The organism is Acinetobacter sp. 226-1, from assembly GCF_030329325.1.
Taxonomy (GTDB): domain Bacteria; phylum Pseudomonadota; class Gammaproteobacteria; order Pseudomonadales; family Moraxellaceae; genus Acinetobacter; species Acinetobacter sichuanensis.
In genome coordinates, this window is the sequence record NZ_JACANU010000005.1 from 1 (window position 1) to 12,256 (window position 12,256).

Sequence of the window (12,256 nt, forward strand, 5' to 3'; positions counted from 1 at the left end):
CCGTTGAACACGCCCATCATCAATGAATGGCCAGATCCATTTGAACAACCTGATGCGTATTTAAAACAATGCGAGTTAGATGGTTGTGTGGTACCTGCAACGATTCGTAAGCAGTTGGGAGGTGGTCATGTTTAATTTACTTCCTCATGAACTTATTGTTGACAATTTTGCAGGTGGCGGCGGTACCAGTACGGGTTTAGAGCAAGCTTTCAATCGTCCAGTTGATGTCGCAATAAACCATGATCCAAAAGCTTTAGCGATGCATCGAGTGAATCACCCTGAGACTAGGCATTACTGTGAGTCTGTTTGGGATATAGATCCGATTCAAGTTACAGGTAATCAACCAGTAGGGTTGGTTTGGCTTTCTCCAGACTGTAAACATTTTTCAAAAGCCAAAGGTGGTAAACCTGTTGAAAAGAAAATTCGTGGTCTTGCTTGGGTGGCACTACGTTGGGCAGCTAAAACTCGCCCTCGAGTCATCATGCTTGAAAATGTTGAAGAGTTTAAAACATGGGGTGATCTTGCTGCAGATGGAAAACCATGCCCGAAAAACAAAGGACGTACTTTCAAGTCATTTGTAAACGCACTTAAAAAACAAGGTTACCAAGTTGACTATCGAGAATTACGAGCGTGTGACTATGGTTCACCAACTATCCGTAAGCGGTTTTTCTTAATTGCACGTCGTGATGGTTTAAAAATTCAATGGCCACAACCGACACACGGTCATCCTGATTCTATCCAAGTTCAAAAAGGAAATTTAAAACCTTGGCGTACGGCTGCAGAGTGTATTGATTGGAGTATTGAGGCACCAAGTATTTTTACTCGTAATCGTCCATTGGCTACAGCAACCATGGAGCGTATTGCTGCAGGTATTAAGAAGTTTGTATTAGATGTTCAAGATCCTTTTGTTGTAAACGGAATTGCACCTGTATTAACTGAATGTGCTAATGCATCAAATAAACGATCTATGCCGATTGATGAGCCTTTGCGTACGATCTGCGCTCAGACTAAAGGTGGTCATCATGCTTTGATTGCACCCAGTCTTGTTGTGAATACGAGTAATCATCCTGGTAATCATGTTTCTAAACCCTTGCATACGATTACTACAGGTGGACATCATGGTTTGGTCTCTGCATTTTTAGCAAAAAATTATACTGGTGTGATTGGGAGTTCAGCACAAGAGCCAGTACATACAATTACAGCTAAAGACCATAATTCACTTGTAATCAGTCATCTTTCTAAAATGAAAAATAATTGTGTTGGCCAAGATTTAAATGAGCCGATTCATACCATGACGACAGTTAATCAATTTGCTGAAGTTCGTGCTTTTTTAACAGCATTCTATGGTAATGAAAAAGATGGTAATTCGGTTAATGAGCCTTTACGGACAATTCCAACTCGTGATCGGTTTGGATTGGTAACTGTTGGTCAACAACAATATCAAATTGCAGATATTGGTTTTCGCATGTTGCAACCCGTTGAACTTTTTAAAGCACAAGGTTTTCCAGATTCTTATATTTTTGAAAAAGGGCTGGACGAGGCAGGCAATGAAATCAAGCTAACTAAAACAGAGCAAACACGGATGGTGGGTAATTCAGTTTGTCCCCAACTTGCGCGTGCATTGGTCGAAGCAAACTTTATGCATGAGAAGAAATATAGAGGTGCGGCTTAAGTGACGAGTATCTCCATTGCTGATTATAAAGCCAAATATGCAAAACCACGGCGTACCAAGCGCCGTGTTGTTGTGAAGAAGGAGCGAGTTATTAGTGAGGGTGAGGCTAAACTCGCTCAGCATTTGAAGTCGTACAAGATCGAGTTCCAGACCGAGTTTCAATTTAATCCTGAACGGAAGTGGAGAGCAGATTTTTATATTTTAGGTAGTAAGGTGTTAATCGAAGTTGAAGGTGGGATCTGGAGTAATGGGAGGCATACAAGGGCACAGGGTTATTTAGGGGATATGGAGAAATATAACTCGGCACAAGAGTTAGGTTATTCAGTGTATCGGTATAGCACTGAGCAGGTGAAAAGCGGTAAGGCGATTGAAGACATTAGACGGTTGATAGGTGATTTATGAATGGAATTGAATTTCTTGCATGGGTAGCAGCTGGAGCAATCATCTTTGGTGTAACTGCGGCAATTTTTATTTTTCGAATGACGTGTCGGGAAAATAAAAAAGCGGTTGAAGAATTTAAGAAACGTAGAAATTTAGGGTGATGGAATGAATATGGCGACAGAAGATTTTGCAAAACATAAAGACTTAATGATTGTTCATGATTTACGCCGTTTATTGTTTAAACCAAGTGCTGCACTTGTAGATTTCACACTATTGGATCTTGCACAAAAAACAATGGATGGTTTTAAAGATGGGGTGGGTGGTGCTCCCACATATGGTAGCAAAGCAAATAGTTCTGCTTTGATGATGCAGGATATGAATGTAGAAAATTGTGCAATGTTATGGGCTTTGGTTCGATCAATTACTCCGAATGATCGTCACTTTGCCTTATTACATAATCTCCTAACCAGTGAGATCCGTTTAAAATTTAAAGAAGATGGATTCCAAACAAAGCAGATCCCAAGCAAAGAGGCTGCTAAAGGTGTGGCGCGTTCTGCATTGATTCAGTTTTTATTTAAACGCGGTCTTTGTGCTAAGTGTAATGGCAAGGGTTTTTTATTTGCTAAAGATGCTAGAAAGCATATTGAATGTAGCAAGTGTGAGGGTAAAAAAGAGAACTCTTATAATCAGTCTGAGCGTCATCGTATTTCAGGGTTAGCAATTGCTCGACAATCTTATATGGAAAGTTATGCAAAATATGAGCAATACGCCTTAGTGAAACTTGGTGATTGGCGAGTTGACTTGGATGCACATTTGCGTGGTTACTTCTTTAAAGTTGCTGAAGAGTATGATTTGTAATTGCATACCTGCAAAAAACAGGGTATATTTTTCTATACTGGTCGTATTACGGTTTTCCGAGACCAAATCATTAAAACCTCGCATTTGCGGGGTTTTGTTTTATTAAGGGTTGCAATAGAAATGAAATGGATTTTACCTTTAGCTTTTACAATATTTTCTACATCAAGTTTTGCTTATAAAATTACTGATTATTCAGGTAAATGTTTTACAGTAAATGAGAACAAAACTGAATCTTGCTTAATTCAAAGAGGTGTAAGCTCTGGTGGTGGTTTTATATATTTAGAAGTTGGTCAAAAAGAATACCTGATTGAGCAATCGACTACTTGTGGTGGTAATTGTAAGCCTTATTTGGGTACGACTCCTGAAGATGTTCTTCCTGCTAAAAAATATAAGAAAGGACAGTGGGATTGTTATAAGCAAGAAAAAGGGAAACTAGATTTGTGTTACTCAATTTCTAAATAAGCCTTATATTTATAAGCTTGGCTCACATTAGTGGGCTTTTTTGTAAAAAAGATAATTATTTAGCGGTAAAAGGTGAGTATAACTTTAGATTATACAATCCAAAATTGTAGATACATTATCGATTAGAAACTTTATTAGTGGTTGATACCACAGCTAATAATTGATAATTTATTGTTTACAAATAAATTGTAGAGATAATAATGGGTAGTTCTAATGACAAAGAAAATAAAAGTACATTGCTTTCAATTATCTTATTTATTTTGTTGATGGTAGCTTATGCATTTATTGGAACTAGCCTTTTGAAAACAGATAAAAATAATGTACAGATTAAACAGGCGAAGTCTCAAAAGTATTTTTAAGCAATAAAATTTAAAGAACCATATTCATACTCCTGATGATCTGGGTATTTTTTTACTTATTATTTAAGTGATTAATTAGGTTATATAGGTTTATTGTTGTATATTAATTAAGCAGTAATTAAATAAGGTAGTAAGATCATGGACTACTTTTTAAATGTTGTGTTTTTCTTTGCTGTATTTTTGGTAGCCACATTAACTATTTTTCTTTTTGGAAACATTGATTCTGGTATGTGGTTTATAGGTAGTGTTCAGTCATAAATAAAGCTCACTTTTTAGTGAGCTTTTTTGTAGTTTGCAAAAAGAGGTAGTCAAATCGAATCAGTTGTATCGGTTACTAAATTACATAAATCCATCATTAAGGTGGTTAAAAACATATAAGCTTTGTAATCTGATCTAAAAAGTGGTTTTATGAGAATAGTGTAAATGGTTTCACTATTTTGAAAAAACGATTAACAGTTTATATTTCCACAGATCAGCAAATATTAATACTCACTACTCCGCAGAGTGAGTATTTTTTTCATTTGTAATTTTATTGACACTTATTTGCTTTTCTCTAACAAACTTACCAATGATGTTTACTTTTAGAATCATTATGATGTCATTCTATTCTAATAAATAGATAGAAATAACCTTGATCAGCGCAAACAATTAAGGTCAAAAGCCTCATAGCAATATGAGGCTTTTTATTTGCAGGTAATAAAATCTTTGGAAGACCATAATTTATAGCTTTATTTATATAGTAAAAAATGTAACTAATTAATTATTTTAGGATATTTTTTTTAGAGCCTTTAGAAAAAATAAGAAAATATTGAGACTTAGTTATATTTTTGTGTAAATGACAATTACAAAAGTTACTTAACACGTCATTTTTGTAACTTTTGATTGTAGTTTTTATTGCACATCTCTTTATTCTTAAATTTCTATAGATTACAACTTAACAGGAGTACGAAATGCCTCAATATCTCGCACTAGCTGAAAGTGTACTGGAGCGTATTAAAAGGGATGATCTTCAAATTAATAAGATGGACAGATATGATTTTTTAAATTTAATCATTTCTAATGTTAGAGAGTTAACTCAGTCAACCCATTTAAAAATGAATCAAAAAATTTGTAATGCAATTTTTAATTTTGAATCGAAAGTTATAGATTTGAGTTTGCTTCCTAATAATCTAGAATATGAAGATGAATTTTTATTATGGTTAGCAGGGTTTATTGAGCAAATAACAATAGATGAAAATAGAGTAGATCTCCCGCCCTTAAAAACACTAATAAAAGATCGTGATAAAAACAAGGTATCCAAGGAAGTAAAGGAGTTGTTTACCGATAACTTAAAGTCTGCTGAAGAAATTAACCAATATTTCCGTCAGAATAAAAATCAAGTAGCAGCTCAAGTAAATTAACTTATACATAGACAGTTGTGAAATTGCCTATTAATTTTATACCTACGATTTCCTACAAATTGTAGGTTTTTTTATGGGCTAAATTTATGGAAACTTCCGAATACACCGCACTCACCAAGAAGCAACCATTAAAACCAAAATCCAAAACTCGACCATTACCCAAAGCAACACAAAAATATTTAGAAGCTGAAGAAACCTTATTCCAAGAATTAGAAGAAAATAACATTGGTTATCGAAGAAAATTCCAATTTGAATCGGCTTTGTTGCACAAAGCTATTCTTGAAGGCTTCTTCAGCAATATAATTTCCAGATGAAGAAGCCTGCACCTAAAATCTACCGTACAACCAATTGGTCCTCGTATAACCAAGCTTTAATCAAGCGAGGAAATATTTCAATCTGGTTTGATCCTAAGACCCAATGGTATGCACAACCACAAGGCAAGCACGGACGAAATCAAACTTATTCCGATACAGCGATTCAATGCTGTTTAATGATCAAATCTCTATTCCGTCTTTCTTTACGTATGGTCACTGGCTTTGCTCAAAGCCTGATTAAACTCTGTGGCTTGAATTGGACAGCACCAGATTACTCCACCCTCTGTAGACGACAAAAGCATATTGATATTGCGATAAGCTATCAGAAAAGTCGTGATGGGTTACACCTACTCGTCGACTCTACGGGTTTAAAATTTTTAGGTGAAGGCGAATGGAAGCGTAAGAAACATCAGCCTGAATACCGTCGGCAATGGCGTAAACTGCATATTGGTATAGATGCTGAAACACTGCAAATACGTGCCGTTCAGCTTACGACAAATAATGTCAGTGATTCACAAGTACTAAGTGATTTACTTGATCAAATCCCACCAGATGAGCGAATAGATTCTGTCTATACCGATGGGGCGTACGACACGAAGTGCTGCAGACAAGTGATTTCAGATCGTCAAGCACATGCAGTAATTCCACCCAGAAAGAATGCCAAGCCCTGGAAAGATTCTAAAATCAGTTCAATAGAACGAAATGAGTTACTTCAAACAGTTAAACATTTGGGCAGAACCCTATGGAAAAAATGGTCGGGTTATCACCGTCGCAGTTTGGTGGAAACCAAGATGCATTGCATCAAATTATTAGGAGATAAGCTGACGGCAAGACATTTTCAAAGTCAGGTCAATGAAATTCATGCGCGTGTGGCAGTTCTGAATAGATTTACGGAATTAGGTAGACCTCACACCCAAGTTGTCACTTAAATTTGAATGGATTGGGGAAAACTCAGCTTTTGAATGTTTATGCAACAAAGCCACATTGGTGTAGAACGCGATGAAGATGGTGAAACGCTTTATAGCGATATGACAGGTTTACCTAAACACTATTTGGCAGGTCACGACGTTGAAGAATTCTTTGGTGTTGTTAGACGTTGGGGTGCGAATGAGTCAGTTAAACGTTTGGTCGAAATCACAAAGCATGCACCGTTTGTTCCTGATGTTGATATTTCCAAGTGTTGTGGGACGTGTGTGATTTGAGCTGAAAGGCTCTTTTTTTTGGCAATCTTGCTTGACGTAGCATGACAAAGGTGAGTTTATGGCAGCACTAAAAGAGCCTGTAAAAATCTTTATAGTTCAGTCTCTTGCTTGCTTTGAAACCCCTCAACAAGTAGCTGATGCTGTCAAGCAAAGATTTGGGTTAGAAATTGAAAGACAGCAATGTGAAAATTACGATCCGACCAAATATGCAGGTCGAAACCTGAGTAAAAAATTAAAGGATCTATTTGAGCGAACTCGAACAGACTTTAGAGAAAATATTGAAGATATTGCGATTGCGAATAAAGCATTCCGACTTAAAGAACTTCAAGGGATGTATGACGACTCTGGTAGGAATAAGCGACTTAAGCAGAATCTACTAAAACAAGCTTTTCAAGAAACAGATGGGCGAGTTACACGGCAAGAAATAGACCATACAACCAATGGTGAATCAATTCAAAAGACGGTTAATGTCTCTAAAGATGAATATCTAAAAGCCCGTCAGGAGGTAGTGAATGACTACTGATTCTGCACGTGACTTGGCGATTGAGGTTGAAGCACAGCAGGATTTATATTTCTTCACTCGCTATATGTTCAAGGAACGCCGTGGCTATAAATGGAAACATAACTGGCATCATCGGGAAATCTGTGATGCTTTGATGCGTGTTTATAACGGTGAGATCAAGCGATTAATTATCAATGTTCCACCGCGTTACTCTAAAACTGAAATTGCTGTGATTAATTTTATGGCTTGGTCATTGGGTAAAAAGCCTGACTGCGAGTTTATTCATATTAGTTATTCTGCAATGTTGGCTGCAAACAATGCCTTTCAAACACGAAATTTAGTACAGGAAGAAGCCTATAAGAAAGTTTTTCCTGATTTAAAACTACGTGATGACAGCAAAGCCAAGGATAACTGGCGTACAGCAGGTGGCGGTGTGTGCTATGCCACAGGGACAGGCGGTACGATCACAGGCTTTGGTGCTGGCAAGATGCGAGACGGTTTTGGTGGATGCATTATTATTGATGATCCACATAAGGCAGATGAAGCATCCTCAAAAACTATCCGTGAAGGTGTTATTGACTGGTTTCAGAACACGCTTGAGTCGCGGACGAACTCGCCTGAAACCCCGATCATTGTCATTATGCAGCGCCTCCATGAAGAAGATCTTGCAGGTTGGTTGTTGGGGGATAGAAAAGACGGCGTTTCTATTGCTGGTGGTAATGGTGAGGTCTGGGATCATATCTGCTTATCCGCCATTCAGGATGATGGATCTGCTTTATGGCCAGCGAAGCATAACATCCAAAAACTTACTTTAATGGAAAAAGCAGCGCCTTATGTTTTTGCGGGGCAATACCGACAGCGTCCAGCACCACCTGCGGGTGGTTTTTTTAAACCTGATGAAATTGAAATCGTTGATGCTTTGCCTGCGGGTATTTTGAAAAAAACGCGCGCATGGGACTTGGCGAGTTCAGAAGGTGAAGGTGCTTATACAGCAGGTGTCGGTATGGCAAGTGCCAGTGATGGATACACCTATATTTTTGGTGTAGAGCGTGAGCAACTTGGTCCAGAGAATGTCAATAAACGTATTAAAAGTACTGCTGATCTTGATGGTACAGCCGTCACCATTCGATTACCGCAAGATCCTGGTCAAGCAGGTAAATCACAAGTGAAATCTTTTACTAAGCTTTTAGCTGGATATAACGTAGTGGCTTTACCTGTTTCAGGGGATAAGGTCACACGTGCACAACCATTTGCAGCACAGGTCAACGTAGGCAATGTGCGAATGCTGCGTGGTGAATGGAATAAGGATTTCAAAGATGAACTCCGTAACTTTCCAAACGGTAAATACAAGGACCAAGTGGACGCGGCTGCGGATGCTTTTAATGATTTATACGAAGGCTTTATGCCATTCTTTCCTACAATGGGGTTTGCTCGATGAGTGACGTAACTTTTCAACATCCAGAGTATGTTAAAAATCTTCCCTTATGGGAACAGGTGGATGATGTCTGTAAAGGGCAAAAATCGGTTAAGGATAAAAAAGAAGTCTATTTACCACGAAATAACCCGCAAGATCACAGTCAAGAAGCCAAAGGTTTTTATGACTCATATTTAAAACGCGCTGTATTTTATGGGGTAACAGGAAAAACACTAGGTAGTCTAGTTGGCGCTGCATTTGCAAAGGATCCAAACTTTAAGTGCCCAGCAGAATTAGAGCATTTAAAGAGAAATGCCAACGGTGCCGGTTTAAGTTTATATCAGCTTTCCCAATCTACCTTACGCCACACACTTAAACATTATCGTAGTGCTCTATATGTTGATTTTCCTGATGTCGCTCCATCACGTAATCGTGCTGAGGAAAAAGCCAAACAAGCTTATCCAATGATTCATTTACTTTCAGCTAAGGTGGTCATTAATTGGGATACGATCACTGTAGGTAACCAAACCAAGCTCAATTTAGTAGTGATTGCGGAGTCTGTATCTGAACGCGGTAAAGATGGTTTTAGTATTGAAACAAAACAGCAATATCGAGTATTGCGTCTCGAAGATGTTGGTTTGGGCGAGTTTGTATACACGATTGAGATTTATACCAAGTCGGATCAAGGGATCTGGACAGGTCAGGGGCGTAAGATTCCAACGGACTATAATGGTGATGTGTGGAGTTATATTCCATTTACCTTTGTGGGTGCAGTGGATAACTCGGCACAAATTGAAAATTCACCTTTATTGGAACTCGCGGATCTAAATCTTGCTCATTATCGTGATAGTGCAGACTTTCAGGAATCTGTGTATTACATGGGGCATCCACAATATTATGCTTCTGGCATGGATTGGAATTGGTTTGATAAGGCGCAGGAACGTGGTGTTTATATTGGTGCAAAGGTCATGTTACCCCTGCCACAAGGTGGGACTTTAGGTATTGCACAAGCACAACCGAATACGCTTTCACGTGAAGCCATGAAAGACAAATGGCAACAAATGAAAGAAATGGGCGCACGTTTAGTTGAGAAAGGCTCTGCAAATAAAACAGCAACTGAGGCTGATAATGATGATGCAGTACAGCATTCTGTACTTTCGTTATGTGTGGTCAATGTCAATGAAGCGGTGAATATGGCATTGCGTTGGTGTACTAAGTTTGTGATGTCAAATCATGATCTAAAACCTGATGTATTGACCTATGTGATTGCTCAAGACTTTAATAAACAAAAATATAGTGTAGAGCGCTCTAGATTGATTTTAGAAATGGTACAGGGCGAGTTACTCCCACCAGAAGTACTTTATCACTACGAGCAAACAGGTACTTTCCCAGAGGATAAATGGGAAGATATCGAAAAGAAAATTGAAGAATATCGTATGAGTAAGCCATTAGGTGGTTATCAACCTTATCAGGGTGTAGGTGATGGACAAGAAGGAAATACAGCAGGCAATTCTTGATGCTTTGAATCAGCATAATTCTTATCTACAACGCTTATCTTCTTCTGCAATCAATGAGCTGCTTAAAAAGTTTGATGGCTATTCTTTGGAGATGCTGACCAAGCTTAGAGAGTTACTAGACGACTTAACTGAAGCTGAAAAAACGATTTTAATGAGTGGCAAATACAGCACGGCATCATTAAAAGAGCTTCAGAGTGTCATGGCGAGTTGGCAACAAGCAATCGCGGTGAATTTGCCACAATTGCTTGATGTGTCGATGGTTGCTTTGGCGACATATGAAGCGGCTTATATTTATAAACTCGCAAATAAAGATGCTCCAGCAATCAGTGGTGAGTCTTTACTGAAAAAAGCTAAGAAAGCGCCGTATGCAGGTGGTCAATTAATCGATCATATCTTTCCCGGTATTGCGGATAGTGTCCGAAAGAAAGTTGAGTATGTTATTCGTGATGGCATTGATAACGGTCAAACCAATCAAGAGATTATTCGACGGATCAAAGGGACTAAGCAGCAAAACTATGCAGATGGTTTATTAAATCAAACACGCAGTTCAATAGATGCAGAGGTGAGAACAGCCAGAGCGCATATTAGTTCAACCACTTACTTAGATACTTGGATAGCCTTAGGTTATAAGTACACCAAAGATGTCGCCACTTTAGATGGTCGAACTTCAAAAGGCTGTGCAATGAGAGATGGTCGGATTCAAAAACTTGGAGAAGGGCATCAAAAACCACCTTATCACCGCCGTTGTCGTACCACTCAGATTGGCTGTAATTCAGATGGTGTAGTTGAAGGAGTTCGACCCTTTGTAGCAGATAAACGCGCTGTGAAAGATATTCCTAAAGATCAGCGCGTTGGCAAGATTGGTCAGATTGATGCAAATACGACATATAAAGCTTGGTTTGCACAGCAAGATGAGAGCTTTCAACGCGAATGGCTTGGACCATCGAAATACAAGCTTTATAAGGAAGGTGGCTATCCTTTGGATAAATTTGTGGATCCACTGAGCGGACAGCCTTTTACATTGAAGCAATTAAAGGCTGTGGATGAAAAGACGTTTAAGGAGTTGGGGTTGTGAGTTTAACAATTGATGAATATTTAAAGCTTAAACAGCAGTTTCAAGATGAAATTGCAGCATATCTTGTTAAAAAGAAAGAGCAGTTTCAAGGGGAGTCTGGTATAGAGGTTCAGGATATTTTTGTTTATTCAGATGAAATTACAGCTATTGGTGATAAGGAATCTCGGTTTGTAATTACTGGGGTAAGCATGAAAACCAAGGTATCTGACTAAACAACCAAGTTTTAAAGAATACAGCACCTATCAAGGTGCTTTTTTATTGCCTGAATTTCGGATGAATAAGGCGTAACGAGCGGATGCTCAAATCAAATTAAGGTCGGATGACTTATGAAACTTAAAACAACTCAGATTGATGGCAAAACATATGCAGAAGTGAATGAACAAGGTTTGCCTTTGTATATTCATGATGACGGTAAGGAGGTTGCACACGATGCAGCACAAACCGTAGCAACGATTACCCGTATAAATGGTGAAGCTAAATCAAATCGTGAGCGTTATGAAAAAGCCGAAACAGCATTAACGACTTTTGCAGGTATTGAAGATCCAGTTGCTGCCAAAAAAGCAATGGAAACTTTAAAAAACTTTGACGATAAAAAGCTTGTGGATGCAGGTGAAGTCGAAAAAGTTAAAGCGGAAGCAATTAAAGCCGTAGAAGAAAAGTATGCCCCAATCGTGCAGGAGCGCGATGCACTACAAAATCAATTACACGGCGAGTTGATTGGTGGTGGTTTTGCGCGTTCTCAAATGATCAAAGACAAAATCTCAGTACCTGCGGACATGGTACAGGCTCAGTTCGGTCGTAATTTTAAAGTCGAAAACGGCAAAGTCGTGGCTTATGACAATCATGGCCAACAAATCTATTCGCGTTCTCGTCCTGGTGAATTGGCTGATTTCGATGAAGCGTTAGATCAGTTGATTGATGGCTATCAGTACAAAGATCACATTTTAAAAGGTGGTCAAGGTTCAGGTGGCAACTTCCAAGGCAATACCAATACAAATACAGGTCTGAAACGCAGTCAAATGGATGCTAAGGCTAAATCAGACTTCATTCAAACTCATGGTCAAGCAGCATATTTAAAACTTGAAAAATAAGGAGTCATT

The 12,256-nt window shown here is 38.4% G+C and carries 15 protein-coding genes and 1 pseudogene; all 16 read left to right on the forward strand.

The window, feature by feature from the left end; translation table 11 throughout:
• Window positions 1-127: 127 nt before the first annotated feature.
• The 16 genes and pseudogenes from HX124_RS09965 to HX124_RS10040 all read left to right on the forward strand — a co-directional run bounded on the left by HX124_RS09965 (window position 128) and on the right by HX124_RS10040 (window position 12,247).
• On the forward strand, window positions 128-1,672 hold the full coding sequence (locus HX124_RS09965) for a DNA cytosine methyltransferase (RefSeq protein WP_286384382.1): 1,545 nt from the start codon (window positions 128-130) through the stop codon (window positions 1,670-1,672).
• Complete coding sequence (locus HX124_RS09970) at window positions 1,673-2,074, forward strand: DUF559 domain-containing protein (RefSeq protein ID WP_286384380.1); 402 nt, start codon at window positions 1,673-1,675, stop codon at window positions 2,072-2,074. It abuts the gene before it with no gap.
• Window positions 2,071-2,214 carry a hypothetical protein gene (locus tag HX124_RS09975; protein WP_286383991.1) on the forward strand — a complete coding sequence of 48 codons (144 nt, stop codon included), beginning with the start codon at window positions 2,071-2,073 and terminating at the stop codon, window positions 2,212-2,214. Before HX124_RS09970 ends, HX124_RS09975 begins: the two co-directional genes overlap by 4 nt.
• A gap of 10 nt (window positions 2,215-2,224) precedes the next feature.
• The gene (locus HX124_RS09980) at window positions 2,225-2,911 is read left to right on the forward strand and encodes a hypothetical protein (RefSeq protein WP_286418681.1); all 687 of its coding nucleotides are present in this window, start codon (window positions 2,225-2,227) and stop codon (window positions 2,909-2,911) included.
• Window positions 2,912-3,031: 120 nt separating this feature from the next.
• Window positions 3,032-3,373, forward strand: a complete 342-nt coding sequence (locus HX124_RS09985) for a hypothetical protein (protein WP_286384376.1) — start codon at window positions 3,032-3,034, stop codon at window positions 3,371-3,373.
• A gap of 200 nt (window positions 3,374-3,573) precedes the next feature.
• On the forward strand, window positions 3,574-3,732 hold the full coding sequence (locus HX124_RS09990) for a hypothetical protein (protein WP_286418683.1): 159 nt from the start codon (window positions 3,574-3,576) through the stop codon (window positions 3,730-3,732).
• 950 nt (window positions 3,733-4,682) lie between these two features.
• Window positions 4,683-5,132, forward strand: a complete 450-nt coding sequence (locus HX124_RS09995; protein WP_286377385.1) for a hypothetical protein — start codon at window positions 4,683-4,685, stop codon at window positions 5,130-5,132.
• A gap of 86 nt (window positions 5,133-5,218) precedes the next feature.
• On the forward strand, window positions 5,219-5,446 hold the full coding sequence (locus HX124_RS10000) for a hypothetical protein (RefSeq protein WP_286418694.1): 228 nt from the start codon (window positions 5,219-5,221) through the stop codon (window positions 5,444-5,446).
• Entirely contained in the window at window positions 5,443-6,375 is a 933-nt protein-coding gene (locus HX124_RS10005; RefSeq protein WP_180109598.1) for an IS5 family transposase, read from the forward strand. Before HX124_RS10000 ends, HX124_RS10005 begins: the two co-directional genes overlap by 4 nt.
• Window positions 6,376-6,426: 51 nt before the next feature.
• A pseudogene (locus HX124_RS10010) lies at window positions 6,427-6,648 on the forward strand (putative metallopeptidase); the annotation flags it as partial.
• Window positions 6,649-6,706: 58 nt separating this feature from the next.
• The gene (locus tag HX124_RS10015; protein ID WP_286418685.1) at window positions 6,707-7,171 is read left to right on the forward strand and encodes a DUF2280 domain-containing protein; all 465 of its coding nucleotides are present in this window, start codon (window positions 6,707-6,709) and stop codon (window positions 7,169-7,171) included.
• Complete coding sequence (gene terL / locus HX124_RS10020; RefSeq protein ID WP_286383390.1) at window positions 7,161-8,588, forward strand: phage terminase large subunit; 1,428 nt, start codon at window positions 7,161-7,163, stop codon at window positions 8,586-8,588. The genes HX124_RS10015 and terL overlap by 11 nt, the downstream gene beginning before the upstream one ends.
• Window positions 8,585-10,081, forward strand: a complete 1,497-nt coding sequence (locus tag HX124_RS10025) for a DUF4055 domain-containing protein (RefSeq protein ID WP_286383391.1) — start codon at window positions 8,585-8,587, stop codon at window positions 10,079-10,081. The genes terL and HX124_RS10025 overlap by 4 nt, the downstream gene beginning before the upstream one ends.
• A complete protein-coding gene (locus HX124_RS10030) occupies window positions 10,047-11,156 on the forward strand; it encodes a phage minor head protein (protein ID WP_286383392.1) in 1,110 nt (369 codons plus the stop codon). Before HX124_RS10025 ends, HX124_RS10030 begins: the two co-directional genes overlap by 35 nt.
• The gene (locus HX124_RS10035; RefSeq protein WP_286383393.1) at window positions 11,153-11,368 is read left to right on the forward strand and encodes a hypothetical protein; all 216 of its coding nucleotides are present in this window, start codon (window positions 11,153-11,155) and stop codon (window positions 11,366-11,368) included. The genes HX124_RS10030 and HX124_RS10035 overlap by 4 nt, the downstream gene beginning before the upstream one ends.
• 114 nt (window positions 11,369-11,482) lie before the next feature.
• Window positions 11,483-12,247 (forward strand): DUF6651 domain-containing protein, encoded by a 765-nt coding sequence (locus HX124_RS10040; RefSeq protein WP_286383394.1) that lies wholly within the window; start codon window positions 11,483-11,485, stop codon window positions 12,245-12,247.
• The last annotated feature ends 9 nt before the right edge of the window (window positions 12,248-12,256 follow it).

Bases quoted from the DNA above. Each gene is read 5' to 3' on its own strand.
- HX124_RS09965 (WP_286384382.1), top strand. From the start codon at position 128: ATGTTTAATTTACTTCCTCATGAACTTATTGTTGACAATTTTGCAGGT.
- HX124_RS09975 (WP_286383991.1), top strand. From the start codon at position 2,071: ATGAATGGAATTGAATTTCTTGCATGGGTAGCAGCTGGAGCAATCATC.
- HX124_RS09980 (WP_286418681.1), top strand. From the start codon at position 2,225: ATGGCGACAGAAGATTTTGCAAAACATAAAGACTTAATGATTGTTCAT.
- HX124_RS09985 (WP_286384376.1), top strand. From the start codon at position 3,032: ATGAAATGGATTTTACCTTTAGCTTTTACAATATTTTCTACATCAAGT.
- HX124_RS09990 (WP_286418683.1), top strand. From the start codon at position 3,574: ATGGGTAGTTCTAATGACAAAGAAAATAAAAGTACATTGCTTTCAATT.
- HX124_RS09995 (WP_286377385.1), top strand. From the start codon at position 4,683: ATGCCTCAATATCTCGCACTAGCTGAAAGTGTACTGGAGCGTATTAAA.
- HX124_RS10000 (WP_286418694.1), top strand. From the start codon at position 5,219: ATGGAAACTTCCGAATACACCGCACTCACCAAGAAGCAACCATTAAAA.
- HX124_RS10005 (WP_180109598.1), top strand. From the start codon at position 5,443: ATGAAGAAGCCTGCACCTAAAATCTACCGTACAACCAATTGGTCCTCG.
- HX124_RS10015 (WP_286418685.1), top strand. From the start codon at position 6,707: ATGGCAGCACTAAAAGAGCCTGTAAAAATCTTTATAGTTCAGTCTCTT.
- terL (WP_286383390.1), top strand. From the start codon at position 7,161: ATGACTACTGATTCTGCACGTGACTTGGCGATTGAGGTTGAAGCACAG.
- HX124_RS10025 (WP_286383391.1), top strand. From the start codon at position 8,585: ATGAGTGACGTAACTTTTCAACATCCAGAGTATGTTAAAAATCTTCCC.
- HX124_RS10030 (WP_286383392.1), top strand. From the start codon at position 10,047: ATGGACAAGAAGGAAATACAGCAGGCAATTCTTGATGCTTTGAATCAG.
- HX124_RS10040 (WP_286383394.1), top strand. From the start codon at position 11,483: ATGAAACTTAAAACAACTCAGATTGATGGCAAAACATATGCAGAAGTG.